This window comes from Streptomyces sp. NPDC046335 (genome assembly GCF_055587985.1).
Genome location: NZ_JBVJFF010000003.1, coordinates 501,029 through 527,949 on the forward strand (window position 1 = coordinate 501,029; position 26,921 = coordinate 527,949).

At 71.2% G+C, this 26,921-nt stretch carries 21 protein-coding genes and 1 riboswitch; of the genes, 8 read left to right on the top strand and 13 right to left on the bottom strand.

All coding sequences use genetic code 11. From position 1 onward, the window contains the following. Positions 1-9: 9 nt before the first annotated feature. The 3 genes from ACZ6JY_RS08885 to ACZ6JY_RS08895 all read right to left on the bottom strand — a co-directional run bounded on the left by ACZ6JY_RS08885 (position 10) and on the right by ACZ6JY_RS08895 (position 4,709). Positions 10-1,197, bottom strand: coding sequence for an alkaline phosphatase family protein (locus ACZ6JY_RS08885; protein ID WP_469193703.1), 1,188 nt, complete (start codon positions 1,195-1,197; stop codon positions 10-12). Then, complete coding sequence (locus ACZ6JY_RS08890; RefSeq protein WP_447040439.1) at positions 1,197-1,784, bottom strand: DUF5998 family protein; 588 nt, start codon at positions 1,782-1,784, stop codon at positions 1,197-1,199. The genes ACZ6JY_RS08885 and ACZ6JY_RS08890 overlap by 1 nt, the downstream gene beginning before the upstream one ends. Positions 1,785-1,853: 69 nt before the next feature. Beyond that, positions 1,854-4,709 carry a bifunctional acetate--CoA ligase family protein/GNAT family N-acetyltransferase gene (locus ACZ6JY_RS08895; RefSeq protein ID WP_469193705.1) on the bottom strand — a complete coding sequence of 952 codons (2,856 nt, stop codon included), beginning with the start codon at positions 4,707-4,709 and terminating at the stop codon, positions 1,854-1,856. A 181-nt stretch (positions 4,710-4,890) separates the two neighbouring features. Between ACZ6JY_RS08895 and ACZ6JY_RS08900 the strand changes: the two genes are divergently transcribed. Beyond that, positions 4,891-5,172 (top strand): HPr family phosphocarrier protein, encoded by a 282-nt coding sequence (locus ACZ6JY_RS08900; RefSeq protein WP_062780101.1) that lies wholly within the window; start codon positions 4,891-4,893, stop codon positions 5,170-5,172. Positions 5,173-5,388: 216 nt separating this feature from the next. Here the strand turns inward: ACZ6JY_RS08900 and ACZ6JY_RS08905 are convergent, their stop codons facing one another. The 4 genes from ACZ6JY_RS08905 to ACZ6JY_RS08920 form a co-directional block, all read right to left on the bottom strand. Beyond that, on the bottom strand, positions 5,389-6,075 hold the full coding sequence (locus ACZ6JY_RS08905) for a GntR family transcriptional regulator (protein ID WP_469193708.1): 687 nt from the start codon (positions 6,073-6,075) through the stop codon (positions 5,389-5,391). Positions 6,076-6,278: 203 nt separating this feature from the next. Next, positions 6,279-7,082, bottom strand: coding sequence for a M23 family metallopeptidase (locus ACZ6JY_RS08910; protein WP_469193710.1), 804 nt, complete (start codon positions 7,080-7,082; stop codon positions 6,279-6,281). Positions 7,083-7,094: 12 nt separating this feature from the next. Further along, a riboswitch (cyclic di-AMP (ydaO/yuaA leader) is annotated at positions 7,095-7,257 on the bottom strand. Positions 7,258-7,504: 247 nt separating this feature from the next. After that, complete coding sequence (locus ACZ6JY_RS08915) at positions 7,505-8,890, bottom strand: M16 family metallopeptidase (protein WP_469193712.1); 1,386 nt, start codon at positions 8,888-8,890, stop codon at positions 7,505-7,507. Then, positions 8,887-10,278: a M16 family metallopeptidase gene (locus ACZ6JY_RS08920; protein ID WP_469193714.1), complete on the bottom strand. Its 1,392-nt coding sequence runs from the start codon at positions 10,276-10,278 to the stop codon at positions 8,887-8,889. Before ACZ6JY_RS08920 ends, ACZ6JY_RS08915 begins: the two co-directional genes overlap by 4 nt. Before the next feature lie 214 nt (positions 10,279-10,492). On the opposite strand from ACZ6JY_RS08920, the gene ACZ6JY_RS08925 reads away from it, so the two are divergent. Then, positions 10,493-12,946 carry a DNA gyrase/topoisomerase IV subunit A gene (locus ACZ6JY_RS08925; protein WP_469193716.1) on the top strand — a complete coding sequence of 818 codons (2,454 nt, stop codon included), beginning with the start codon at positions 10,493-10,495 and terminating at the stop codon, positions 12,944-12,946. A gap of 123 nt (positions 12,947-13,069) precedes the next feature. On the opposite strand, the gene ACZ6JY_RS08930 is transcribed toward ACZ6JY_RS08925, so the two are convergent. From ACZ6JY_RS08930 to ACZ6JY_RS08940, 3 genes are all read right to left on the bottom strand, one after another. Further along, positions 13,070-14,032: a sigma-70 family RNA polymerase sigma factor gene (locus ACZ6JY_RS08930; RefSeq protein ID WP_469193718.1), complete on the bottom strand. Its 963-nt coding sequence runs from the start codon at positions 14,030-14,032 to the stop codon at positions 13,070-13,072. Between the two features lie 9 nt (positions 14,033-14,041). Beyond that, complete coding sequence (locus ACZ6JY_RS08935; RefSeq protein WP_469193720.1) at positions 14,042-15,301, bottom strand: NAD(P)/FAD-dependent oxidoreductase; 1,260 nt, start codon at positions 15,299-15,301, stop codon at positions 14,042-14,044. Positions 15,302-15,477: 176 nt separating this feature from the next. Further along, positions 15,478-16,716, bottom strand: a complete 1,239-nt coding sequence (locus ACZ6JY_RS08940; RefSeq protein ID WP_469193722.1) for a CobW family GTP-binding protein — start codon at positions 16,714-16,716, stop codon at positions 15,478-15,480. Positions 16,717-17,080: 364 nt separating this feature from the next. Between ACZ6JY_RS08940 and ACZ6JY_RS08945 the strand changes: the two genes are divergently transcribed. Then, on the top strand, positions 17,081-17,644 hold the full coding sequence (locus ACZ6JY_RS08945; protein ID WP_469193724.1) for a DUF6082 family protein: 564 nt from the start codon (positions 17,081-17,083) through the stop codon (positions 17,642-17,644). A gap of 382 nt (positions 17,645-18,026) precedes the next feature. After that, complete coding sequence (locus ACZ6JY_RS08950) at positions 18,027-18,266, top strand: hypothetical protein (RefSeq protein WP_469193726.1); 240 nt, start codon at positions 18,027-18,029, stop codon at positions 18,264-18,266. Between the two features lie 38 nt (positions 18,267-18,304). Here the strand turns inward: ACZ6JY_RS08950 and ACZ6JY_RS08955 are convergent, their stop codons facing one another. Then, positions 18,305-19,531 carry a citrate synthase/methylcitrate synthase gene (locus tag ACZ6JY_RS08955; protein WP_469193728.1) on the bottom strand — a complete coding sequence of 409 codons (1,227 nt, stop codon included), beginning with the start codon at positions 19,529-19,531 and terminating at the stop codon, positions 18,305-18,307. A 121-nt stretch (positions 19,532-19,652) separates the two neighbouring features. On the opposite strand from ACZ6JY_RS08955, the gene ACZ6JY_RS08960 reads away from it, so the two are divergent. The 4 genes from ACZ6JY_RS08960 (at position 19,653) to ACZ6JY_RS08975 (ending at position 24,497) form a co-directional block, all read left to right on the top strand. Continuing rightward, on the top strand, positions 19,653-20,921 hold the full coding sequence (locus ACZ6JY_RS08960) for a citrate synthase family protein (RefSeq protein WP_469193730.1): 1,269 nt from the start codon (positions 19,653-19,655) through the stop codon (positions 20,919-20,921). Positions 20,922-20,948: 27 nt separating this feature from the next. Continuing rightward, on the top strand, positions 20,949-21,902 hold the full coding sequence (locus ACZ6JY_RS08965; protein WP_469193732.1) for a sucrase ferredoxin: 954 nt from the start codon (positions 20,949-20,951) through the stop codon (positions 21,900-21,902). 280 nt (positions 21,903-22,182) lie between these two features. Continuing rightward, positions 22,183-23,820, top strand: a complete 1,638-nt coding sequence (locus ACZ6JY_RS08970; RefSeq protein WP_469193734.1) for an ATP-binding protein — start codon at positions 22,183-22,185, stop codon at positions 23,818-23,820. Then, the gene (locus ACZ6JY_RS08975) at positions 23,820-24,497 is read left to right on the top strand and encodes a response regulator (protein WP_447042225.1); all 678 of its coding nucleotides are present in this window, start codon (positions 23,820-23,822) and stop codon (positions 24,495-24,497) included. Before ACZ6JY_RS08970 ends, ACZ6JY_RS08975 begins: the two co-directional genes overlap by 1 nt. A gap of 21 nt (positions 24,498-24,518) precedes the next feature. Here the strand turns inward: ACZ6JY_RS08975 and ACZ6JY_RS08980 are convergent, their stop codons facing one another. Both ACZ6JY_RS08980 and ACZ6JY_RS08985 read right to left on the bottom strand, forming a co-directional pair. Further along, positions 24,519-26,111, bottom strand: coding sequence for a solute symporter family protein (locus ACZ6JY_RS08980; protein ID WP_469193736.1), 1,593 nt, complete (start codon positions 26,109-26,111; stop codon positions 24,519-24,521). Continuing rightward, positions 26,108-26,641, bottom strand: coding sequence for a DUF485 domain-containing protein (locus ACZ6JY_RS08985; RefSeq protein ID WP_469193923.1), 534 nt, complete (start codon positions 26,639-26,641; stop codon positions 26,108-26,110). The genes ACZ6JY_RS08980 and ACZ6JY_RS08985 overlap by 4 nt, the downstream gene beginning before the upstream one ends. Positions 26,642-26,921: the final 280 nt, after the last annotated feature.

Genomic DNA, 26,921 nt, shown 5'->3' on the forward strand with positions numbered 1-26,921 from the left:
GAGGTGCGGCTACGACCGTACTTCGAGGAGGGGGACGAGCTGCTCGACGGGGGTCATGGAGCCGTGCATGCCGACCAGTGCGGATTCGTTGGGCTCACGTCGCGTGGCGATGATCGCGGCATCGTCGTACGCGGCGGCGACGACATCGCCGATGCGCTCGTACACACGTTGATCAATGTGTGGACCGAACCAGCCCGCGGCGATCGCCTCGTCGCGGGAGGCGACCCAGAACTGCTCGCCGAGCACCTCGCGCCAGACCGTCAGGACGTCGCTCTGCGCGCCGGGCACCGCGTAGACATGGCGGGCGCGGCCCTCGCCGCCGAGGTGGGCGACGCCGGCCCGCAGCTCCCAGTCCTCGTCGAAGTCGATGCGGGACCGCTCGTCGAAGGGGATGTCGAGCATGCCGTGGTCGGCGGTGACGTACAGGGCGCTGCGCGGCGGCAGCTGCTCGGCGAGGCGCTGGGCGAGCCGGTCGACGTACATGAGCTGGCCGCGCCAGGCGTCGGAGTCCACGCCGAAGCGGTGGCCCTTGCCGTCGACCTCCGCGTAGTACGTGTAGATCAGCGACCGGTCGCCCGCGGCCAGTTGCTCGGCGGCGAGGTCCATGCGGTCCTCGCCGGAGAGCTTGCCGCGGAAGGTGCCGCCACTGAGCGCGATCTTGGTCAACGGGGTGTTCTCGAAGGCCGGCGCGGAGACCTGAGCGGTGTGCACCCCCGCCTCGTGGGCCTGCTGGAAGACGGTGGGGTACGGCTGCCACGCGCGCGGGTCGGTCCACGGGTTCCAGCGGAGCTGGTTCATCAGCTCGCCGGTGGCGGGGTCGCGCACGGTGTAGCCCGGCAGGCCGTGCACGCCGGGCGGCAGGCCCGTGCCGACCGAGGCGAGCGACGTCGCCGTGGTGGCGGGGAAACCGGCGGTGATCGGCTCTCCCGTACCGCCCCGCGAACCCGGCATCAGCGAGCTCAGGAAGGGCGCCTCGGCGGCGTGCGCCTTGAGCTGCTCCCAGCCGAGGCCGTCGATCAGGAAGACGCAGTTGCGGTCGGCCGGGGCGAGCTCGGCGATGGCCGGCGTGTGGCCGGGCACGCCCTGGTGGGCGACGAGCGTGGGCAGCAGGTCGGCGAGCGATCCCGAGCCGTACGCGGGCACGGGGGCGGTGTCGAGGGCGAGCGGCTCCACGTCGTCCCAGGCGGGCAGCGACATCAGCGTGCGGTCTCCGCGGTGGCCTCGGACAGCGCCTGGGCGAAGGTGAGCGTCTGCCGCACGGCGTCGGGGCCGTCACCGGCCTCGCTGACGCGCAGGCTGAGGTCGTCGGCGGTGGAGCTGCCGGTGTACCCGTGGTCGGCCTCGCAGTTGGGGTCGCCGCAGGCCGCGGGCTCCAGGTCGATGCGGGAGACCGCGCCCCAGCCGATGGTCAGGACGACCTCGCGGGGCGGTGTGCCGGGGACGTACTTCTCCGGGTTGGCGACGACGCGGCTGAGGACGACCGAGGAGATCCGGCCGATCTTGACCGACTCCGTGGAGGTCGTCGCGTACGGCGTCGGAGAGGTGCCGTCCGCCGCCTGCTCGTCGGTGTGGCTGACGATGAAGCGGGTGCCGGTCAGCACGAGGACCGTGACGTGCCTGCGCACTTCGTTGGCGTCGAACGTCGTCTCTTGGTGGACCAGGTACGACCCGATGGCCTCGCCGCCGATGGCGGCCTCCACGGCCTCGGCCACGAGGGCCGGGTAGTAGCCACTGCGCTCGATCGCCGCGCGCAGCCCCTGGGTCGTCGTACCGGTCTTTGCCATGCCGTCCATCCTACGGCCCGGCGCGGGGCCCACGGCCCCCCGTGGGCGGCTCCGCGCCCGGAAGCGTTCTCAGTAGCCGGGGAGCGTCCGCGGGCCCAGGTCGTCGCGGGCGGGCGGGGGTGCGAGCCGGACCGAAGCGCCGAGCACGGAGAGGCCGCGCGGGGCCACGACCACGGGTTCGAGGGAGACGCCGGCCACTTCCGGATGGTCGTCGACGAGCCGGGAGACCCGCTGGAGCAGCTCCTGGAGCGCCGGGGTGTCGACGGGGGCCGAGCCGCGCCAGCCGAAAAGGAGCGGGGCGGTCCTGATGGACCTGACCAGAGAGGCCGCCTCACGGTCGGTGACCGGGATCAGGCGGTGCGCGGTGTCGCCGAGCAGCTTGGAGGGGGCGCCCGCGAGGCCGAAGGAGAGCACCGCTCCGGCCGCCGGGTCGATGACGGCGCGCACGACGGTGTCGACGCCTCTCGGCACCATGCCCTGTACGACGGGCCGCAGCTCGGCCGGCTTTCCGAACAGGTCGATCAACTCTTGATAGGCCCGTCGCAGTTGCTCCTCGTCGGCAAGGTCGAGCCGTACTCCGCCGAGGTCGGCGCGGTGCCGCAGATGCGGGGCGGTGGTCTTGAGGGCCACGGGGTAGCCGAGCTTGCGCGCGGCCTTCACGGCCTCGTCGGGGCCCGGCGCGGGCAGTGCCTCGCGTACGGGGATGCCGTACCGCCCGAGCAGTTCGTCGGCGTCGGCCGTGGCGAGGGTCAGGCCACGGTGGCCGTCCTCTCCCGCGAGCAGCTCCGCGATGCGGTCGGCGGTCCCGCTCTCGTCGATGTCGTCGTACTCGTGCACCCTGCCGGGCTCGGCCGCCTCGCGCCGCCACTGGGCGTACTTGACGGCTTCGGCGAGGGCACGGACGGCGCGCTCGGCGGCGGGGTAGGCGGGGATGCGGTGCGGGTGCTCCGGGGCGGGGCCGGCTTCGGGGGCGGGGCCCGCGGGGGTCTCCGTGGGCGCGTGGCCTGCGGGCGCGGGGCGGCCGGTCTGTCCGCCGGGGGCCGGAGCGGGGGCGTCGGGCCGGGTCCTGGCCGCGGCGGCCAGGGCTTCGGCGAGGCCGCCGAGCTCCACGTGGACCACGGCCACGGGCTTCGCCGGGCACCCCGCGGCGGCGGCGCTCAACTCGTCGGCCAGCGTCTGTGGGTCGGTGGCGACCTTGTCCTCCCGTACCCAGGGGATCGCGTTGACGATCACCGCGTCGCACCCGTCGTCCGACAGCGCCTCGGCGAGCGCGGCCCGGAAGTCGGCAGGGGTGGCCCCCGTGGTCAGGTCGCGCGGCGGCAGCGGTCGCAGCCCTTCGGCGATGCAGGCGTCGTACGTGAGGAGCCCGAGCGACTCGGAGTTGCCGAGGATGCCCACCCGCGGCCCTGACGGCAGCGGCTGCCCGGCGAGCAGCAGCCCGGCGTCGACCATCTCCGTGACGGTGTCCACGCGGATGACGCCCGCCTGACGCAGCAGCGCCGACACCGTGGCGTACGGCAGCCGCGTGGCCTGCACGGCGTGCCCGGTGGGCGCGATGCCGCTGTGCCGGGCGCCCTGGACCACGACGAGCGGCTTGGCGGTCGCCGCCCTGCGGGCGAGGCGGGTGAACTTGCGCGGGTTGCCGATGGTCTCCAGGTACATCAGCGCGACGTCGGTGTCCGGGTCCTCGTACCAGTACTGGAGGACGTCGTTGCCTGAGACGTCGGCCCGGTTGCCGGAGCCGATGAACGTGGACAGGCCCGCGCCCCTGCGGTGCAGCCCGGAGAGCAGCGCGATGCCGATGGCCCCGGACTGCGTGAACAGGCCGATGCGCCCGCGCGCGGGTGACTGCGGGGCGAGCGAGGCGTTGAGCCGCGCCTGGGGGGACGTGTTGATGACGCCGAAGGCGTTCGGGCCGACGATGCGCATTCCGTACGAGCGCGCCTGGCGCACCAGTTCGCGCTGCCGCTCGCGCCCTTCGGCGCCGCTCTCCGCGTACCCGGCGGAGAGCACCACGAGCCCGCGCACGCCGTGCTCGCCGCACTCGGCGACGACCTGCGGCACGCGGTCGGCGGGCACGGTGACCACGGCGAGGTCGACGGGCTCGGCCACGGACGTCACGGAGGGGTGTGCGGGCACGCCCTCGATCCGCGTGCCCTCTTCGAAGGCGCTGTTCACCGCGTACAGGCGCCCGGCGAACCCGGCGTCGCGGAGGTTGCTCAGGACGCTGCGGCCGACCCCGCCGGGGGCCCGGCCCACGCCGATGACCGCGACCGAGCCCGGCGTCAGCAGACGCTGCACGGACCGGCCCTCGGCGCGCTGCTCACGGGCGCGCTGCACGGCGAGCGAGCGGTCGGTCGGCTCCAGGTCGAACTCCAGGCGCACGACGCCGTCCTCGAAACTGCGCTTCTGCTGGTAGCCCGCGTCCGTGAACACCTTGATCATCTTAGTGTTGTCGGGCAGCACCTCGGCCGCGAAGCGCCTGATGCCGCGCTCCCTGGCGACCGCCGCGATGTGTTCGAGGAGCGTGGAGGCCACTCCCCTGCCCTGGTGGGCGTCCTGCACGAGGAAGGCGACCTCGGCCTCGTCGGCGGGCGCGCGGGCGGCCATGCCGCGCTCGTCGATGCGGTCGTAGCGCACGGTGGCGATGAACTCGCCGCCCACCGTCGCCGCGAGCCCCACGCGGTCCACCTGGTCGTGGTGGGTGAAGCGGTGCACGTCCTTGGCGGAGAGGCGGGGGTAGGGCGCGAAGAACCGGTAGTACTTCGACTGGTCGGAGACCTGCTCGTAGAAGCTGACCAGGCGGTCCGCGTCCTCGGCCGTGATGGGCCTGATCCGGGCGGTGCCTCCGTCGCGCAGCACCACATCGGCTTCCCAGTGCGCGGGGTAGTCGTGCCGCTCCTGCTGATCCGACGGGGTCTGCATGGGGCCAGGGTACGGGGCGCGGGGCCGTATGGACCGTGGCGGAGCGGGGGCCCCGGGCGACCGGTGACGCGCGGCCGGTGACGCACGGCCGGATGACCAGGGCGTACGGTCGGCAGAGCACCCGTGTCGACATGAGACACTGGTCTAGACAAGTGTGAAACACCTGGAAGGGCAGCAACACATGGCTGAGCGCCGCGTCAACGTCGGCTGGGCCGAGGGCCTCCACGCCCGACCCGCCTCCATCTTCGTCCGCGCGGCCACGGCCGCCGGCGTCCCCGTGACGATCGCCAAGGCCGACGGCAACCCGGTGAACGCCGGCTCCATGCTCGCGGTGCTCGGCCTGGGCGCCCAGGGCGGCGAGGAGATCACCCTCGCCTCCGACGCCGAGGGTGCGGACGCCGCCCTCGACCGTCTGGCCAAGCTCGTCGCCGAGGGCCTTGAGGAGCTCCCGGAGACGGTCTGAACCGAGCAGCACCGACCGGAGGGTCCACCCTGATGCGGGGTGGGCCCTTCGGCGTATGCGGATACGGCGGGCGTTCGCTTGTCCCGCCGTATCCGGGGTGCCGGGATTCGCAGTCGCGGTTCCGGGTACAGAATTCCCTGGGCGATGCGAAATGCGCGCGCTCGGCAAAGCGCACGACTTCTGTATACGCGTCCACTTCTGTATACGGCGTCCGCGTTAATTCAAAAGGCTCGCCGTGTTTACGGCACGTTGCGGATCCCTCACGCGCTGGGCGCGCCCGGCGGGCCGCGGCCTGTGCGCGGACGTCGCGCGCTCCACGTGCGCCGCGGTGAGCGCCCTGGCCCGTTCCGCGTCCCCGCGGGAGACCGCGTCGACGATCGCCGCGTGCTCGGCCCAGGCCTCGTCCGGCGCGGCGGAGGGCTCGACGACGTACATCCAGGCGGTCTTCTGCCGGAGCTGGGTGAGCAGCGCGATCAGCCCCGGGTTGCCGGACGCCTGGGCGAGCGTCTCGTGGAACCAGCCGCCCAGCGAGCCCAGATCCTCCCCCTGGCCCTTCCTGCGGCGCTCCTGGCCCACCCTGACGAGGCCGCGCAGGACCTTGAGGTGGGCGTCGGTGCGGCGCCGGGCCGCGCGTGCCGCGGCCAGCGGTTCGAGCAGCAGGCGAAGCTCCAGGAGGTCGGCGGCCTCCTGCTCCGTGGGCTCGGCGACACACGCGCCCGCGTGCCTGCGCGTCACGACGAACCCCTCGGCCTCCAGGGTGCGCAGGGCCTCGCGCACGGGGACGCGGGAGACGCCGTAGCGGCGCGCGAGGAGGTCTTCGGTGAGCCGGCCGCCTCTTTCATGGACGCCGGAAATGATGTCGTCCCGTATCGCCGTGCATACAGAGTGCGCGGGAATGCGCATGACCGGACCTCCGCCTTGATCCCCGCGCGACGCGGTCGATTGACGCTCTTTCCGTGACTCTATTGCAGGACGACGCGTTTTCCGACGGGGGACGGAATTCATGGATATCTTTTGGCCAGACGCCGAAAGCCCCGGCTCTTCGTGAGCCGGGGCTTTCGGTACGGCGTCGGGGCGCCGGTCGGGTACGACGTGGACGACGCCGGTCAGACGTTGACGCCGTGCGCGCGGAGGTAGGCGACGGGGTCGATGTCCGAGCCGTACTCCTCGCCGGAGCGGGCCTCGAAGTGCAGGTGCGGGCCGCTGGAGTTGCCCGTGGAGCCGGAGAGGCCTATCTGCTGTCCGGGGGTGACCGCCTGGCCGACGGTGACGCCGAGGGAGGACATGTGGCCGTACTGGGTGTACGTGCCGTCGTTCATCTTGATGACCACGTTGTTGCCGTAGGCACCGCCCCAGCCGGCCTCGACCACGGTGCCGGAGCCGACCGCGTGGACCGGGGTTCCGGAGGCGGCGTGGAAGTCGACGCCGGTGTGGCTGCCGGAGGACCACATGGCCCCGCCGGTCTGGTAGCCCGTGGAGACGTAGGAACCGGAGATCGGGGAGACGTAGGTGTTCAGGCGCTTGCGCTCGGCCTCGCGGGCGGCGCGCTCCTTCTCCTCGCGCTCCTTCTTGGCCTTCGCCTTGGCCTCGGCCTCGGCCTTGCGCTTCTCCTCCGCGGCCTTCTTCTTGGCGGCCTCTTCGGCCTTCTTGGCGGCGGCGGCTTCCTCGGCGGCCTGGTGCTGGGCGGCGGCCTGCGCGTCGATGCTCTCGGCGAGCGTGTCGCCGACGGAGATCGCCTGGGTGAGTCCGGTGTGCTCGATGGCCGCGTCATCGGCGGCGGCGAGCGCGGGAGCTGCCAGGCCTCCGATGACACCGGTGGTGGTGAGCGCGGCGACGCCCGCGGCATTCGCCGTGGTGCGCGTGAGGCGGCTCGGACGACGGTGCTTCCCGGTGGCACGGGTGAACGCCATGAAGCGGCTGGTCCTTTCCTTCCCTCTCGCCTACCGGGTTAGCTGACGGGTTCGGAGCAGGAAGGTCTCCTACGGGCCCCTCACCTCGCGGCAAGGTTCCCGATTCACCCCAGGGGACATGTGGGTCCCCGGCTCCCCTGGCTCGCGCCGTACGGGGACTCGGCGATGACTGTCCGGTGCCGCGGCTGCGGCGTACTGCGTGACGAACAGCCGGACCGACGCTAAACGTGACGTCTTTCGAACGACAAACAGAACGCCTCTTTTGTAGCGCACGCCACACGGCAGACAGGCAACCTCCATAGTAATTCGGACATATGAGGAACCCGGCAGCCCAAACGGCCACCGGGGTCCTGACATGTCCTGACTTGCTGCTGGCTGCTGGCTGGCCGCGTCGCTGCCCGTCGCTCAGCCGGGGACGCCGCTCAGCCGGGTACGACGCTCACGTCGCCGATGCCGAGGGCCCTGACGGGCTCCTCGATGCGCGCGGCGTCGCCCACGAGGATCGTCACCAGATGGTCCTCCGGGAAGGCGCTGACGACGGCCGCGGTGGCCTCCACGGTGCCGGTGGCGGCCAACTGCCGGTAGAGCCGCGCCTGGAAGTCGTCCGGGAGGTTCTGCTCGACCTGGTCGGCGAGCGTGGCCGCCACGGAGGACGCCATCTCGTACTTGAGCGGGGCGACGCCCACCAGGTTCTGCACCGCCACGTCGCGCTCGGCGTCGGTCAGGCCCTCCGCGGCGAGCGTGCGCAGCACCTTCCAGAGGTCGTCGAGCGCGGGGCCCGTGGACTCCGTGTCGACCGATCCGCTGATGGCGAGCATCGCGGCGCCCGTGCCGTCCGGGGCGGAGCGCAGGACCTGGCCGAAGGCGCGCACTCCGTAGGTGTAGCCCTTCTCCTCCCGCAGGACGCGGTCCAGGCGGGAGGTGAGGGTGCCGCCGAGGCAGTACGTGCCGAGGACCTGGGCAGGCCAGACGCGGTCGTGCCGGTCCGGGCCGATGCGGCCGATCAGGAGCTGCGTCTGGACCGCTCCGGGACGGTCGACGATGACCACGCGGCCGGTGTCGTCGGCGGTCACGGCCGGTACGGGGCGCGGCTCGGCCGTGCTGCCCGTCCAGGTGCCGACGGTGTCCGCGAGGATCGCGTCCAGGTCGGTGCCCTCCAGGTCGCCGACGATCACCAGGGTGGCCGCCGCCGGACGGACGTGCTTCTCGTAGAAGGCGCGCACCGCCGCCGAGTCGATGGCGGTGACCGTCTCCTCGGTGCCCTGGCGCGGCCGCGACATGCGCGAGCCGGCCGGGAAGAGCTGCTTGGAGAGCTCCTTGGCGGCGCGGCGCGCCGGGTTGGCCGCCTCGTGCGGGATCTCGTCGAGCCGGTTGCGTACGAGGCGCTCGATCTCGCTGTCCGCGAAGGCGGGCGCGCGCAGGGCGTCGGAGAGCAGCCCGAGCGCCTTCGGGAGGCGGGAGACGGGCACTTCGAGGGAGACGCGGACGCCGGGGTGGTCGGCGTGCGCGTCCATGGTGGCGCCGCAGCGGTCGAGCTCGGCGGCGAACTCCTCCGCGGAGTGCTTGTCCGTGCCCTCGTTGAAGGCCCTCGCCATGATCGTGGCGACGCCGTCGAGGTCCTTCGGCTCGGCCTCCAGCGGGGCCTCCAGGTGGACCTCCACCGCGACGACCTGCTGGCCGGGGCGGTTGCAGCGCAGCACCGTCAGGCCGTTGGGCAGGGCGCCGCGCTCGGGCGCGGGGAAGGCCCACGGCTTGGCCGTGCCGGGCTGTGGCTGCGGGTGGAACTGCATGGTCGCGGCCTCCGTCACTTCGCCGCCTCCTCTTCCTGTTCGGTCTGGCCGGCGGCGGTCTCTTCGGTCCCGTCGGCGGCCGTCTCCTCGGCCCCTTCGGCGGCGGCCACGGGCTCGTACACGAGCACCGCGCGGTTGTCGGGCCGCAGGCGGGCCTTGGCGACCTCCTGGACCTCCTCGGCGGTGACGTCGAGGACACGCCCGACGGCGGTGAGGGCGAGCTGCGGGTCACCGAAGAGGACGGCGTACCTGCACAGTTCGTCCGCGCGTCCCGCGACCGTGCCGAGCCGGTCGAGCCACTCGCGCTCCAACTGGGCCTGAGCGCGTTCCATCTCCTCCGGGGTGGGGCCCTCCGCGGCGAAGCGGGCGAGCTCCTCGTCGACGGCGGCCTCGATGACCGGGACCTCGACGTCACCGGACGTCTTCACGTCGAGCCAGCCGAGCGAGGGCGCGCCGGCGAGCCGCAGCAGACCGAACCCGGCGGCGACGGCGCTGCGGTCCCGGCGCACGAGCCGGTTGTAGAGCCGCGAGGACTCACCGCTGCCCAGGACGGTCAGCGCCAGGTCGGCCGCGTCGCACGCGCGTGTGCCGTCCTCCGGCAGCCGGTAGGCGGCCATCAGGGCGCGGGCCGGTACGTCCTCCTCGACGACCTCGCGGAGCTCCTTGCCGATGCGCTCGGGGAGGGAGCCGTCGCGCGGCGGCTGCTTGCCGTCGTGCGAGGGGATGGACCCGAAGTACTTCTCGACCCAGGCGAGCGTCCGCTCCGGGTCGATGTCGCCGACGACCGAGAGCACCGCGTTGTTCGGCGCGTAGTACGTACGGAAGAACTGGCGCGCGTCCTCCAGGGTGGCCGCGTCCAGGTCGGCCATGGAGCCGATCGGCGTGTGGTGGTACGGGTGGCCCTCCGGGTACGAGAGGGCGGTCAGCTTCTCGAAGGCGGTGCCGTAGGGAACGTTGTCGTAGCGCTGGCGGCGCTCGTTCTTGACGACGTCCCGCTGGTTCTCCATCGACTCCTCGTCGAGCGCGGAGAGCAGCGAGCCCATCCGGTCGGCCTCGAGCCACAGGGCCAGCTCCAGCTGGTGGGCGGGCATCGTCTCGAAGTAGTTCGTGCGCTCGAAGCTCGTCGTGCCGTTGAGCGAGCCGCCGGCGCCCTGGACCAGCTCGAAGTGTCCGTTGTTCGAAACCTGCTTCGAACCCTGGAACATGAGGTGCTCGAAAAGGTGAGCGAGGCCGGTTCGCCCCTTGACCTCGTGGCGTGAGCCGACGTCGTACCAGAGGCACACCGCGGCGACCGGGGTCAGGTGGTCCTCGGAGAGCACCACGCGCAGGCCATTGGCCAGCCGGTGCTCGGTCGCTGTCAGGCCGCCGGAGCCGGCCTCGGCTGTGGCCGTGTGACCCATGGGCATGTACGTCCCTTCGATCGCTGAAATCTGCAGAATTACTGCGAGTCCCGCCACTGTATGCAGCGTGCCGACACCTCACGAAGTTCCCGGTCCGCTCACGGCGTAGTCCCGGCCGACGACGCCCGGTGCACGGGTCGTGGTCGGCGTTGTCAGTGGGACAGTCCACAATGGTCGGCGTCAGAACCCGCACTTGCTTGGTGAAGGAGCCGCAGCAGCGATGGCCCGCCGCAGCACGAAGACCCCGCCGCCCGACGAGTCGTTCGAGGAGAGGATCCTCGACATCGACGTCGTCGACGAGATGCAGGGCTCCTTCCTCGAGTACGCGTATTCGGTCATCTACTCCCGCGCCCTGCCGGACGCCCGCGACGGCATGAAGCCGGTGCACCGCAGGATCGTCTATCAGATGAACGAGATGGGCCTGCGCCCCGACCGCGGCTATGTGAAGTGTGCCCGTGTCGTCGGCGAGGTCATGGGTAAGTTGCACCCCCATGGCGACGCGTCGATCTATGACGCCCTGGTGCGCATGGCCCAGCCCTTCTCGATGCGCCTGCCCCTGGTGGACGGCCACGGGAACTTCGGCTCGCTGGGGAACGACGACCCGCCGGCCGCGATGCGGTACACCGAGTGCCGGATGGCCGACGCCACGTCCCTGATGACGGAGTCGATCGACGAGGACACGGTCGACTTCGAGCCGAACTACGACGGCCAGGAGAGGGAGCCGTCCGCCCTCCCCGCGGCGTACCCGAACCTCCTGGTCAACGGCGCGTCGGGCATCGCAGTCGGCATGGCGACGAACATGCCGCCGCACAACCTCGGCGAGGTCATCGCCGCGGCACGCCACCTGATCAAGCACCCGGGGGCCGACCTCGAGACGCTGATGAAGTACGTGCCTGGACCCGACCTGCCCACGGGCGGCAAGATCGTCGGCCTGACCGGCATCAGGGACGCGTACGAAGCGGGCCGCGGCAGCTTCAAGATCCGCGCCACGGTCGCCGTGGAGAACGTGACGGCGCGCCGCAAGGGCCTCGTCGTCACCGAACTGCCCTTCTCCGTGGGGCCCGAGAAGGTCATTGCCAAGATCAAGGACCTGGTCGGCTCGAAGAAGCTCCAGGGCATCGCCGACGTCAAGGACCTCACCGACCGCGCGCACGGTCTGCGCCTGGTCATCGAGATCAAGAACGGCTTCGTCCCGGAAGCCGTCCTGGAGCAGCTCTACAAACTGACGCCGATGGAGGAGTCCTTCGGCATCAACAACGTGGCGCTGGTCGACGGCCAGCCCCTCACGCTCGGCCTCAAGGAACTCCTCGAGGTCTACCTCGACCACCGCTTCAACGTGGTGCGCCGGCGCAGCGAGTTCCGCCGCGGCAAGAAGCGCGACCGCCTGCACCTGGTCGAGGGCCTCCTCGTCGCGCTCCTGGACATCGACGAGGTCATCCGCCTCATCCGTTCCAGCGACAACTCCGCGCAGGCCAAGGAGCGCCTGATCGGACGCTTCTCGCTGAGCGAGATCCAGACGCAGTACATCCTGGACACCCCCCTGCGCCGCCTGACGAAGTTCGACCGCATCGAGCTGGAGTCCGAGCGCGACAAGCTCAACGGCGAGATCGACGAGCTGACCGGAATCCTGGATTCGGACGCGGAGCTGCGCAAGCTGGTCTCCGCCGAACTGGCCTCTGTCGCCAAGAAGTTCGGCACGGACCGGCGCACGGTGCTCCTGGAGTCGGCGGGCTCCCCCGCCGCCACGGTCTCGCTCCAGGTCGCCGACGACCCCTGCCGCGTGCTCCTGTCGTCCACGGGCCTGCTGGCCCGCACGGCCAACGGCGATCCCTTCAGCGAGGACAGCAACAAACGCGTCAAGCACGACGTGATCGTCTCCGCGGTGCCCGCCACAGCGCGCGGCGAGGTCGGCGCCGTCACGTCCGAGGGCCGGCTCCTGCGCCTCTCCGTGGTGGACCTGCCGCAGCTCCCGGAGACGATGGGCGCGCCCAACCTCTCCGGAGGCGCGCCCGTCTCGGAGCTGCTCCCCCTGGAGAAGGACGAGAAGCTCATCTGCCTGATGACCCTCGACGAGTCCTCGCCGGGCCTGGCCCTGGGCACCGAGCAGGGCGTGGTCAAGCGGTTGGTGCCCGACTATCCCTCGAACAAGGAGGAGCTGGAGGTCATCACCCTCAAGGAGGGTGACCGGATCGTCGGCGCGGCCGAGCTGCGCACGGGCGAGGAGGACCTGGTCTTCGTCACGGACGACGCCCAGCTCCTGCGCTTCCAGGCCTCCCATGTCCGCCCCCAGGGGCGTCCCGCGGGCGGCATGACGGGCGTGAAGCTGGCTGCCGGGGCGAAGGTCATCTCCTTCACGGCGATCGACCCGGCGGTGGACGCGGTCGTCTTCACGGTGGCGGGCTCGCGCGGCACGCTCGACGACTCCGTTCAGACCACGGCCAAGCTGACACCGTTCGACCAGTATCCGCGCAAGGGCCGCGCCACGGGCGGCGTGCGCGTCCAGCGGTTCCTCAAGGGCGAGGACTGCCTGAGCTTCGCCTGGGCCGGCCCGACACCCCCGCACGCGGCGCAACGCAACGGCACGCCGGCCACGCTCCCCGACATCGACCCCCGCCGCGATGGCTCGGGCGTCTCCCTGGCAAAGCCGGTGGCGGCGGTGGCGGGGCCGGTGTGAGCAGCTGAGGTGCCGGGGGCCCCGCGGAGACCGTGAACGAGTCGGACACGGTCCTGCGGGGTTCCCTGGCGGGTCGCACTCCTGCTCCACGAACGCCGCTCACCGGTGGCGTGCGCGGGCGCGTCACCACTGGGCGACGAGCGGCGGGTCCGGTTCGTGCTGCCGCCAGACTTCGATGAGGCGGGCGAGGCGGGCAGGGGCGGCGATGCCGCGCACGGTCGCGATCCTTCCGTCGGCGATGTCGAAGGTCACGGCGCCGATGACGTGGTCATCGACCACGAAGAGGATGGCGGGGGCACCGTTGACGAGCGCGTAGTGGATGGCGGGCGTGCCGCCGGCGAATCGCCGTTTCGCGGGGGTGGGTTTGAAGCCGGCCCGTGCGACGGCGGCGATGCGCTGCGGAGCGTCGTACCGCAGCAGTTTCTCGGTCAGCCCGGCGCCGTCGGAGACCGCGGTCGCGTCGTCGGTGAGCAGCGCCACCAGTCGCTCGGTGCGGCCCGAGGAAGCGGCGGCGAGGAATTCCTCGACGATCCTGCGGGCGGCCACCGGGTCGACTTCGCCGCTGCCGCGGCGTGCGGCGGTGACGCGGCGCCGGGCCCGGTGGAGGTGCTGCTGGCTCGCGGACTCGGTGATGTCGAGGATCTCGGCGATCTCGGCGTGGCTGTGCGAGAACGCCTCGCGCAGGATGTAGACGGCCCGCTCGACGGGCGACAGGCGCTCCATGACCGTCAGCACGGCCAGGGAGACCGATTCACGCTGCTCGAACGTGTCGGCCGGGCCGAGCATCGGATCGCCGTCGAGGAGCGGTTCGGGCAGCCAGGCACCGACGGCGCGCTCGCGCCGGGCCTGTGCCGAGCGGAGCCGGTCCAGGCACAGGTTGGTGACGACCTTGGTCAGCCACGCCTCCGGCACCTTGATCAACTGTCGGTCGGCGGCCTGCCAGTGCAGGAACGCGTCCTGTACGGCGTCTTCGGCGTCGGCCGCGGAGCCAAGCAGCCGGTACGCCAGGGAGGCCAGCCGGTTCCGGCCGGCCTCGAATCGACTGGTGTCGAAGCGGTCAGTGGTGGTGCTGTCCACGCGCGGCATCCTAGGCGGCTAGGCGGCCGCCTTCTTGGCGGATGTACTCGTGGACGTACTCGCAGTCGTCGTGGACGTACTCGCAGTCGTGTTCGCGGACGCATCCGGTGCGGCGGCGGCCAGGCGGCGCTTGCGCTTGGGCAGGCCGAAGGTCGGATGCGAGGTGGCCCACAGCGAGGTCCTGAGAATGCCCGCCTTGACCCTCGCCGCCTTCCGGCCGCCCATGTACTTCGGCTTGGCCCGCGCTTCGTCGTCGACCATCTGAAGAATTCCGTCCCGCCGCCCGAGGCTGATGTGGTTGCCCACGTACTCCAGCTTGGTGTGGGGGACCTTGCGGCCGGTCAGGCGTGCCACGATCGCAACGACCGCCTGCATGCTGGTGTAACCGGCCGAAGCGCAGGACATCGGCAGCGGCCTGCCGTTGTCACCGATGGCGTGAACGCTGTCGCCGACGGCGTAGACGTTCGGGTGCGACACCGACCGCATGGTGCGATCGACGACGATCCGGCCGTTCTCGGTGACTTCAAGGCCCCCGGCGGCGGCGATGGGACTGACCGCGAACCCGGCCGTCCACACGGTCGCGTCGGACGCCAGAGCGGTGCCGTCGGCACACAGCACCCGCGTCGCTTCGACGGAAGAGACGCGAGTGTGCTCAAGGACCGTGATGCCCAGCCGGTCGCAGGCCTGGCGCAGGTGGCTGCCGGCTCCGGCGGAGAGCGGAGCGCCGAGCTCTCCACGGGCCACCAGTGTCACCGACAGACCGGGCCGGGATTCGGCGAGCTCCGTGGCGGTCTCGATGCCGGTCAGCCCTTCGCCGACGACCACCACGTTCCCGCCTTCGCCCCGCTCGTCGAGGCTGTCCAGGCGGTCACGCAGACGCAGCGCCGAGCGTCGGCCGGTGACGTCCGAGGCGTGCTCGGCCACCCCGGTGACGCCGCCGTCGGCGACGCGACTGCCGAGCGCGTAGACCAGCGTGTCGTAGCCGAGCTCGCCGCCGCCCTCGGCGTCGGCCACGGTGACGACCCGGCGCTCGGGGTCGACGGCGGTGACACGGGCCAGGCGCAGCCGTATCCCCGTGCCCGCGAAGACATCGGCGAGCCTCGGGGTCTCGATCTCCTGGCCGGCCGCGAGCTGGTGCAGCCGCAGCCGCTGGACGAAGTCGGGCTCAGCGTTGACCACGGTGATCTCGGTGTCCGCCGGGGACAGCCGGCGGGCCAGGTTCCCGGCCGTGTGGGCCCCGGCATAGCCGGCTCCGAGGACTACGATGCGGTGCTTCATGTGCCGCTCCTGTCTGTTCGCTTGCTCCCTCGGTGGATTGAGCGAAACAGCGCCCCGATTGCTGACAGGAACCGCATGTGACGTGGACCACAGGGCAAACGCGGCAACAGGCCGACAGGGCAAAGCAGGGCATCAGCACGGCAAGAGGGCGACTACCCCACCGGGCCTACTCGCACCTATGCGCGCCCAGGATCGGCGTCCGCCGCCCCCTCGGCCTCCTCGGCCTCCTCGGCCTCCTGCACGTAACGCAGCACGCCCCACATGCCCTGCTCATCGGCGGCGTGTGGCGCGTCCGCGCGACACGCGTCGAGGCCCTTCTCCAGGCCTGCCACGTCGATGCCCGATCCGATGAGCACGAGCTGCGTCAGCCGCGGCTCGCCGGGGCCCCAGGGCTCCGGGTAGAACCGCAGGAACCGGCCGACCGCGTGCACGGCGTACCGGTTCCGCGGATCGGAGGCGCCGAAATCCACGTAGCCCTTGATGCGGTAGAGCCCTTCCGGCCTGCTGTCGAGCAGAGCCATGAGGGGACGCGGACCGAGAGGCGCCTCCGAGGTGAAGGAGAGGCTCTCGTAGGCGGAGTGCAGGTGACGGGCGTGGCCATGAGCGTGAGCGCAGGAATGGGCATGGGCGCGGCAATGGGCATGGGCGTGGGCATGGGCGTCGTGAGGACAGTCCCCTTCAGCGGAACAGTCGCCTTCAGCGGAACAGCCACCCCCAGCGGACCACTCGTCTTCGGTGCCCCCGTCCTGGACGGCCGCCGCATCGTCGTCGTCCCGCAGGTCATCGAAGGAGAGCTGCCCGACCCGCTCTCCCACGGGTGCCCGGTCGAAGAACAGCTCCACGTCGACGCGCCCGTACGAGGCGGCGACGACGGCCGCGCGCCCGGCGAGACCACGGACGACGTCGAGTACGCGCGCACGCTCCGCCTCGGGCACCCGGTCGGTCTTGTTGACGACGACGAGATCGGCGATGCCCAGATGCCGGTTCACCTCGGGATGCCGCTCGCGGGTCGCTTCGAACTCGGCGGCGTCGACGACCTCGACGAGACCCCCGTACACCACGTGCGGGTTCTCACTGGCGAGCAGCATCTTGACGAGCTCCTGCGGCTCGGCGAGCCCGCTGGCCTCGATGACGATGACGTCGATCCGGGCGGCGGGCCGTGCGAGCCGCTCCAGGTACTCGTCGAGCTCACTGGCGTCCACGGCGCAGCACAGGCAGCCGTTGCCGAGCGAGACCGTGGAGTCACCGAGCTGTCCGGCGACCGACATGGCGTCGATCTCGATCGACCCGAAGTCGTTGACGATCGCCCCGATACGGGTGCCGCCGCTGCGGTGCAGCAGATGGTTGAGCAGGGTGGTCTTGCCGGAGCCGAGGAACCCGGCGAGGACGACGACGGGAATCTGCCGCTTGTTCACAACCGTGGGCCCCTCGCACCGACACTCGTACGGGCGTCGGTGAATTCCGTACGACGAATAAGACTGGGCCAGGATATGCGCGGTGCGGGAGCCACACGGATGCGCATGGAAAAGCGGCGCCACGTGCGCGTGGAGGGGCCTCGAAGTGAACGATTGTTAGCGGCGCTCGCGGGGCACACATTGGGCACGGCGCCCGGATGTGCGACCACCGCTTCCTTCCGTGCGCCTCCTCTCCGCCTCCCCGCCGATCAGAGCCGCTCGGCACCCTGGGAGACGGCAAGCGCACCGCCCACCGCTCGCCGGTCCGCTCCCTGTCGACCGCACCCCGACGACCGGCGGACGGTCGCCTAAATCGGGGGTTGACATGCTCACTAAAAGGATCGCCGCCGGAAGTCTCCGGCCCGCCGTCGCCGCCGGGGTCGGCCTCGTGGCGGGAGCCATCGGCGCCCTGACCGCTCAGCGCCACACCATTGAGGCGCTGCGCATCCGGCTCGAACGACTGGAACAGACCGCACACAACCAGCACCACATGAACCTGGCGATGCAACAACGCCTGCACTGGGAACTGTTGAGCAAGGCGATGGACGACCAGGATCTGGCCGAGGTCCTGAACACCTACGAGGAAGACGTCACTCCGCAGCGACACCGCCAGTACCTCTTCGCCAATGCCCTGTACACGAATCTGCTGTTCTACCACCGCGTGGGAAATATCGACCGCGACGAATTCTTCGGGTTCGTGCGCGGAATCTTCCAGAACCCGATCGTCAGGGAGTACTGGAACGCGGGCAGACACCACAGGGCCACCATCGCGGACGCCTCCGACGAAGCCCGGCTCGGACGCCTGGTGGACGACCTCCTGACGCAACTGGAGGAGGCCGACATCGACGAATGGTGGGTCATCGGCGAGCCACCGAGCAGGGAGCCCTGAGACAGAAAGCCGCAGCTCGCCGAGGCCCCGCGAGGCTGCGGCACGCTGCCCCGCCTCCTCGCGCCACCCGGCGCCCCCGCCCGCTTCCGCGCCCCTCGTCGCGCCGTTCACGGCCATCACGCGGACGGGGGAGAAACCAGGACGGGCACCGATCGTTCACTAAATGCCAACTTGGGCTGCTGACTGCGCGGACCGCGCAAGAAGCGGACCGCGCAAGACATCGCCCCGCCAAAACCGACGCCCCACGCCGCCGGCATGCCCACGAGGACGCCCGGTCAGTCTCAGTGTCAGCGCGTCACCTTGCGACCACGTCAGTTTGAGACGACGTCACCTTGCGACCGTCGGCTTGAGACCACGTCAGCTTGAGACCAGAGGGAAAACAGTGAGCCACATCATCCGTCGGATCGGCGCTTCTCCACGCGCGCGAGGCAGCGTATCCGGACAGAACTGCCCGGATATCTTCGAATTGTCCGACGGAAATTTCGCGGTGATCGGAACAGACGCCACCGCGAAACTCGATGCCGAACTCCCCTCGGACGCCTCCCGAGGCGACTACGAGCGCATCGTCATCGTCACCAGGGAAACACTGCTGCGCGCGAAGGCCGATATCCCCGACAGCTGACTCCGGGGCACGCCGAAGCCCGCCCGGCGACGTGATTCCTACGTCGCCGAAGTCGGCGGCACCCCGGCCGTCGGCCCCCCATCTGTCGGCCCCCCGGCCGTCGGCACCGCGACCGGCGGCTCCTCCCCCACGTACCGCGCCGCCGGGCGGATGATTTTCGGGTCACGCGCCTGCTCAAGGATGTTGGCCCCCCAGCCCACCACCCGCGCACAAGCGAACGTCGGCGTGAACATCTCCCGTGGCAGCCCGCACAGCTCCATGACGACGCCCGCGTAGAACTCCACGTTCGTGTGCAGCTCCCGCCCGGGCTTCAGTTCGGCGAGGATCGCCTCGACCTGGTGCTCGACCTCCACGGCGAACTCCACCAGGTCGCCGCCGAACTGCCGCGCGATCCCCCGCAGCATGCGCGAACGCGGGTCCTCCGTGCGGTAGACGGGGTGCCCGAAGCCCATGATGCGGTCGCCCGCGAGAACCCGTTCGCGGATCCAGCCGTCAATACGGTCGGCGGTGCCGATCGCGTCAAGAGTGTCGAGAGCCCGGCTCGGCGCACCTCCGTGCAAGGGGCCGGACAGCGCGCCGACCGCACCCACCAGGCAGGCCGCCACGTCCGCACCGGTCGAGGTGATGACCCGAGCCGTGAACGTCGATGCGTTGAATCCATGATCAATGGTTGAGATCAAGTACTGCTCGATCGCCCGCGCACGGGCCGCGTCCGGCTCGGAACCGGTCATCATGTAGAGGTAGTTGGCGGCGTACGACAGGTCCTCGCGTGGTTCGACGGGCTGGAGCCCCTGGCCGAGCCGGTACAGCGCGGTGAGCAGCGTCGGCACCACCGCGGACGCGGCCAGGGCGTCCGCGCGGCGGCGGTCGTCGTCGATGTCGTACACCGGACGCAGCCCCTTCGACGCCCCGAAGAGCGACAGGGCGGTGCGCAGTCCGGAGAGCGGCCCCGAGAGCACGCCGGCGCGCGCGACGGCGGGCAGCGCCTCGCGCACCTCGGCGGGCAGGTGCCGCAGTGACGCGGTGTGCGCGGCGAAGGCCGCGCTCTGCCCGGCGTCCGGCAGCTCACCGTGGAACATCAGGTGCCATACGTCCTCGAAGCTTCGCTTCTGCGCGAGCTCGACGGCCGAGTACTTGCGGTAGTGGTAGAAGCCCTCATATCCCCGCACGTCTCCGAGCTGGGTCTCGGTGACCACGACACCCGCGAGTCCTCGTGGGACCTCGATGGGCTCGGCGGGGACGGCGGCGGAGCCATTGATCGGCATGTTGTTCCTCGACTTCCTCCCTGGACTTGATTCAACTGTCCATGCTTGACTGAACTTGTGTCAATATTGATTCGATCAATATGTACATCCACATACTGCTGCGGCGGATACGGTGGCGCCCATGACGGAGCAAGGAACCGCGCCCGAGGGTCGGCGGCTGAGCACCAAAGAGGCCGCCGAGCTGCTCGGCGTGAAGCCCGAGACCGTGTACGCGTACGTGAGCCGGGGCCAGCTGAGCAGCCGCCGCGGTCCGGGATCCCGGGGCAGCACGTTCGATCCGGGAGAGGTCGAGGCGCTGGCCCGCAGGAATCGGCGGGAGCCCGCGGCGTCGGCCACCGGCGACCAGCTCTCCGTACGCACCCGCATCACGCTCATCGACGGCGATCGCTACTACTTCCGCGGGGTCGACGCCGTACAGCTGGCGCTGGACCACTCCTACGAAGAGGTCGCCGAGTGGCTGTGGACCGGTGTCCTGCGCCCGGGCATCGAGTTCACCGCCCCCAGGGAGACGGTCTCCGCGGCCCGTAGGGCCGTCGGGGCGCTGCCCGAGCACAGCGGCCCGACCGACCGACTGCGCGTGGCGGCCATCTCCGCCGCTGTCGCCGACCCCCTCCGCTTCGACCTCTCCGAAGAGGCCGTCGTCGGCACCGGCCGTACGTTGATCCCGACCCTCGTCGCCGCGCTCCCGCCGGTACCGTCGGGCCGCCATGACGACGGCCCGCTGGCCCGACGCCTGTGGACACGGTTGACCGGCATCAAGCCCGACGAGGCCTCGCTGCACATCCTGGACACCGCCCTGGCCCTGCTCGTCGACCACGACCTCGCGGCGTCCACCCTCGCCGTCCGGGTCGCCGCATCGGCACGCGCCCACCCCTACGCGGCCGTGTCGGCGGGGCTCGGCGTCCTGGAGGGCCCTCTGCACGGCGCGGCCAGCGGTATGGCCCACCGCATGCTCCTGGACGTACTCGACCGGGGCAGCGCGGCTCCGGTCGTCGCCGACGAACTCCGCGCAGGCCGTCGCGTACCCGGCCTCGGCCACCGCCTCTACACCGGCGAGGACCCGCGCGCGCAGGCGTTGTTCGCCCTCCTGGAGAACAGGCCCAAGGCGGGCCCCGCCCTCGCCGCGGCCCGCGACGTCGTGGCCACCACCGCCCGCCACACCGATCTGCGGGCCAACGTCGACCTCGCCCTCGCCGTCCTCACCGCCTCCTCCGGAATGCCGGCGGAGGCGGGCGAGACGATCTTCGCGGTGGCCCGTACGGCGGGCTGGATCGCGCACGCCCTGGAGGAGTACGACGAACGCCCGCTGCGCATGCGCCCGAGCGGCCAGTACGTGGGGCTGCGCCCACCCCGGGCGATGCCCTCGCCGGATGAGGCGCCAAAGGCCTGAAGAGACCCGCGGGTTAGGCTCGCCCGCGTGAGCACCTGCGCGACCACCTCCCGAGAACTGGACGAGCCTCTCGCGGGAACCGCCGCCACCGCCAGGACATGGCTCCTGATCGAGCAGCAGGGCCCCTGGGGCGCGAAAGCGCTGACGGGCAGCCACCTCGACCCCGAGCTCGGGCGCGCCCTGGAGACGGCCGCACAGGGGACCGGCGTCCGTGTGGCGCTCATCCGCCGCCCCGGCCGTCACGCCGACGGCCGGACGACATCCCGGCACCAGGTGTACGTGGCCCACGCCGTCCCCGGCCGTACCTGGCTGCGCTCGTACGTGACGGAGGACCCACGGCGGCTGCTCGACCTCGATTTCGCCGCCCTCGGCGCGGGCGACCACGGCGGCTTCGGCACCCCGCACACCGGCGCCCCGCTGGCTCTCGTCTGCACCAACGGCAAACGGGACCGCTGCTGTGCCCTGCTCGGCAGGCCGCTCGCCGCGGAGCTGGCCGCCGCGGGCGAGGAGGGCGTCTGGGAGATCACTCATCTGGGCGGACACCGCTTCGCGCCCACGGTGCTTGTCCTGCCGTACGGCTACGCGTACGGCAGGACCGAGGCGCATACCGTCAAGGAAATCCTCGCGGCGGTGCGCATGGACCGCGTGGTCCTCAAGGGCTGCCGGGGCAACTCCGCGTGGGAACGGCCCGGGCAGGCGGCCGAGCTCGCGGTGCGCGCGACGACGCGTGAGGACGCCGCGGGAACCCTGGACGTCGTCGGCACACAGGAGGCGGACGGCCGCTGGGATGTGTTCGTCGCCCACACCGACGGCCGCCGCTGGCAGGTCACGGTCGCACCCGGCACGTCACTGCCGCCCCGCCCGGAAAGCTGCGGCGCGGCCCTCAAGACGCCGGCGCGAATGGACGTGGTGGCAGTCCGGCAGCTTCCGGCCAGGCCTTCCGACACGGAGGGCGGGCCTACGGGGACGACGGCCCCGTAGGCGTCGAGGCAGGCGGAGACGGGCGGACCCGCCGGGCAATGGTTGAAGCCGGGGCGCGCGCCGGGCCGACTGGCTTGGGCACACAGCCCTACGGACGAGCCCGCCCGGCCCACGGACAGCCGCCGGACCTACGAGCAGGCGACAAGCCCACGGCGGCGGTGAGGCGAGCACACATGGTGATTCCGTAGCCGCGCCCGAAGCGGACTCGGTAGCTCCGCGCAAGAGATCCCCGCCACACTGACTTCGGAGTACCCCGCTCACGCCCGTACCGTTCGTACACATGAGCCCGACCTCTCCCGCGCGACGCCTCCGCCTCGGTCTGCCGAGGCGCGTGTTCTCGCAGGTGCTGCTGATGCAGCTGGCGATCGCCGCCGGGGTGGCGGTGCTGGCCACCGGACTCTTCCTCGCGCCGCTCGGCGATCAGCTCGACGACCAGGCGATGCGTCGCGCGCTCGCCATCGCGCAGACGACGGCGGCGCACCCGGAGATGGCCAAGGATCTGGAGGCGTCGCGGCCCACCGCCGACGGGCCCGTCCAGACGGCGGCCGACCGGATCCGCAGGGCCAGCGGCGCCGAGTACGTCGTCATCATGAACAAAGAAGGCGTGCGCTGGTCCCACACCGATCATGACCAGATCGGCAAGGTCGTCTCGACGGACCCCAGTGACGCGATCGCGGGCCGCGAGGTCATGGAGATCGACAACGGCACCCTGGGCCGCTCGGCGCGCGGCAAGGTGCCGCTGCGGGACGCCGACGGGAACATCGTGGGCGCGGTCTCCGTAGGCATCGAGTACGACAGCGTGCGGGCCATCCTGATCCACTCCATCCCGGAACTGCTCGCCTACGCGGGTGGCGCGCTCGCCGTCGGCGCGCTCGCCGCGTATCTGATCTCGCGGCGGGTCCAGCGGCAGACCCGTGACCTGGCCTTCTCCGACATCTCGGCCTTGCTGGCGGAGCGCGAGGCCATGCTGCACGGCATCCGCGAAGGAGTCTTGGCCCTGGACCGCGACGGCCGGGTCCGGCTGCTCAACGACGAAGCTCAGCGGCTGCTCGGCCTCGGCGAGGAGGCGATCGGCCAGCCGCTGGACGAGGCGCTGGGCTCCGGGCGCACCACGGACGTCCTGGCCGGCCGGGTCACCGGCACCGACCTGTTGACCGTCCGCGGACAGCGCGTGCTGGTCGCCAACCGGATGCCCACCGATGACGGGGGCGCCGTCGCCACCCTGCGCGACCGCACGGAACTGGAGCAGCTCGGCCGTGAGCTCGACTCCACCCGCGGCCTCATCGACGCCTTGCGCGCCCAGGACCACGAACACGCCAACCGTATGCACACGCTTCTTGGTCTGCTCGAACTGGAGATGTACGAGGAGGCCGCCGAGTTCGTCGGTGAGGTCGCAGGCGCCCACCGGGTGACCGCCGAGCAGATCACGGAGAAGATCCACGATCCGCTGCTCGCGGCCCTCCTGGTCGGCAAGGCCACGGTCGCCGCGGAGCGGGGCGTCACGCTGTCCGTGCCGTCGGACACCGCGCTGCCTGACCGGCTCGTCGATCCGGGCGGCCTCGTCACGATCGTCGGCAATCTCGTCGACAACGCGCTGGACGCCGCCGCGGGCACCGGCCACGCACGCGTGGAGGTCGCGTTGCGGGCCGAGAACCGTTCCGTCGTCCTCAGGGTGCGCGACACAGGGCCCGGGGTGCCCGCCGAGCGGCGCGAAACGATCTTCACCGAGGGCTGGACCACCAAGGAGCCGCCCGCGCACGGCAAGCGCGGCATCGGCCTCGCCCTGGTCCGCAGGCTCGCCCAGCGTCAGGGCGGCAGCGCGCGGGTCGGCGAAGCGCCCGAGGGAGGCGCGGAGTTCACCGTGGTTCTGCCCGAAGCGCTCACGGAGTCCGCGTTCGCCGCCACGGAGGGAGCATGATGATCGAGGTCCTCGTCGTGGACGACGACGTCCGGGTCGCGGACGTCAACGCCGCCTATGTCGCGAAGATCCCCGGCTTCCGCGTGGCGGCGAAGGCGCACAACGCCACCGAGGCGCTGCGGCTCGTCGATGAGGTCCCCGTGGACCTGGTCCTTCTCGACCACTACCTGCCTGACGAGACGGGTCTGTCGGTCGTACGAAGGCTGCGTGAGCGCGGGCACCAGACCGACGTGATCATGGTGACGGCGGCGCGCGACGTGGCCACGGTCCAGGCGGCGATGCGGCATGGCGCACTCCAGTACCTGGTCAAGCCGTTCTCCTACGCGGGCCTGCGCGCCAAGCTCGACGCGTACGCGACGCTGCGCCGCACGCTGGACGGCGGAGGCGAGGCCGAGCAGGCCGAGGTCGACAAGATCTTCGGTGCCCTGTCGGCGACTCCGGCGCCGGAGCTGCCCAAGGGCCACTCCCCCACCACGGCGGAGCTCGTACGACGGGCTCTGATGGCCGCTGAGGGCCCTCTCTCCGCGGCGGAGCTGGCGGACCTCACCCAGCTGAGCCGGCAGACGGCACAGCGCTATCTGAAGCTCCTGGAGCGCACAGGCCGGGTCAGGCTGAGCCTCAAGTACGGCGACACGGGCCGTCCCGAACACCGCTACGAGTGGGCGGCGAGCGGCTAGCTCCGTCCCACCGCAGGGTCGTTACGCCGCTCCAGCCCCTGTCAGCGACCGCACTTCCGTCTCCGCGTGCTTGGCTTCATCCGCCGGCTCGCGCGAGGTCACCGTGCCGAACCAGCCCGCGAGGAAGCCGAGCGGGATGGAGACCAGGCCGGGGTTCTCCAGAGGGAAGTACTGGAAGTCCACGCCCGGAAAGAGTGAGCCGGGCGCCCCGGAGACCACGGGCGAGAGCACGACGAGCACGAGCGCGGGCAGCAGCCCTCCGTACACCGACCACACCGCGCCCCGCGTGGTGAAGTTCCGCCAGAACAGCGAGTACAGCAGCACCGGCAGATTGGCGGAGGCCGCGACCGCGAAGGCCAGCCCCACGAGGAAGGCGACGTTGAGATCGCGGGCCAGCAGTCCGAGCCCGATCGCGGCCACGCCGATCCCGGCCGCGGCGATACGCGCCACCGTCACCTCGCCGCGCGGCTTCGCGTGACGCCGCCGCAAGGACGCGTAGAGGTCATGGGCCACCGACGCCGAGGAGGCCAACGTGATCCCCGCGACCACGGCGAGGATGGTGGCGAACGCGATGGCGGCGACGATCGCGAACAGAACCGTCCCCCCAGTGGAGTCCGCACCGCCGCCCAGGTCCAGGGCCAGCAGTGGAATCGCCGTGTTGCCCGCGGCGTTCGACCCCCGTACCGCGTCGGAGCCCACGATCGCGGCCGCACCGAACCCGAGCACGATCGTCATCAGATAGAAGCTGCCGATGAGACCGATGGACCAGACGACCGAACGGCGGGCGGCCCGCGCGGTCGGCACGGTGTAGAAGCGGGACAGGATGTGCGGCAGCCCCGCGGTGCCGAGCACCAGCGCGAGCCCGAGGCTGATGAAATCGAGCCGCGCCGTCCAGTCGCCGCCGTACTTCAGCCCGGGCGCGAGGAACCGCTCGCCATGCCCACTGCGATCGGCGGCCGAACGCAGCAGTTGATCGAAGTCCCCGTGGAAACGCATCAGCACCAGCACGGTCAGCGCGATGGCGCCACCCATCAGCAGGACCGCCTTGACGATCTGAATCCACGTGGTGGCGCGCATCCCCCCGAACGACACATAGATCACCATGAGCGCGCCGACGCCGATCACCGTCCAGGACTGCGCCGCCCCGCTCGTCCCACCGAGCAGCAGCGCAACCAGCGAGCCGGCCCCCACCATCTGCGCCACCAGATAGAGAACGGACACGGTCACCGAGGAAGTTCCCGCCGCGATCCGCACCGGACGCTCCCTCATCCGCGCGGCGACGACGTCGGCCAGCGTGAAACGCCCGCAGTTGCGCACCAGTTCGGCCACCAGGAACAGAACGACCAGCCAGGCGACCAGAAAGCCCACCGAGTACAGCATCCCGTCGTACCCGAACAGGGCGATCAGACCGGAGATACCGAGGAAGGACGCAGCCGACATGTAGTCACCGGCGATGGCGAAACCGTTCTCCATGGGGGTGAAGAGCCGTCCCCCCGCATAGAACTCCTCGGCCGAACCACGCCGGCTCCGGCTCGCCCACGTCGTGATCGCGAGCGTGACGGCCACGAAGGCGCCGAACAGCAGCAGCCCGAGGGTCTGATGGTCCCCGGTCATCGCTCAGCCCCCGGCTCCCTGCCCGTGACCTGCTCCCGGCCCCTGTCCTGCTCCCGCTTCTGCTCCAGCACCAGCCACCGCAGATCGAGCGCGGCCCGGTCCCTGCACAACCGCGCATGCCGGGCGTACGCCCAGGTCAGCAAGAACGTGGTCAGAAACTGCCCGAGCCCCGCCAGCATCGCCACGTTCACGGCTCCGGCGACGGGGCGCGCCATCAGCCCCGGAGCCGCCGTCGCGGTCACGACGTACGCCACGTACCACGTGAAGAAGGCGGCGACTCCCGGAAAGACGAACCGCCGATACCGCCTGCGCACCTCCTGGAAGGCGGCACTGCGCTGCACCTCGAGGTAGATGTCCGCCGGACCCGCGCTCGGCCGCCGGACGAAGCCCGGTGGATCGACGACGGAGACCGGCGCGCCGGTGCCGTCCAGCTCCCCCCAGCCCGAAGCGAGCGCGTCGTACCAGGGATCCCTTGGGCCGTTGACGCGACCACGGCCCGCGCTGACCAGGCCCGTTCCGGCATCGGGCACGTCGTGCTTCTCCACCGAACTCTCCTTGCCCGCGGCTCCGTTCGGCCGCGAGCCCAAGAATGGACAGAACGGGAAGATCCCTGACTCTTCTCTCCGTGCTCTTCACCCCATCAGGTGAAACGTCATCTTGTGTGCGCGCCTCCAAGCGGTTTGTTCACGGCAGTGGGGGGGGGGGGGGGGGGGGTGGGGGGGGGGGGGGAGGGGGCGGGGGGGGGGCGGCGTAAGAGGGGGGGCGTGGGGGGGGACAGGGGGGCGTGAGACGCGGAGGTGACACCCTTTT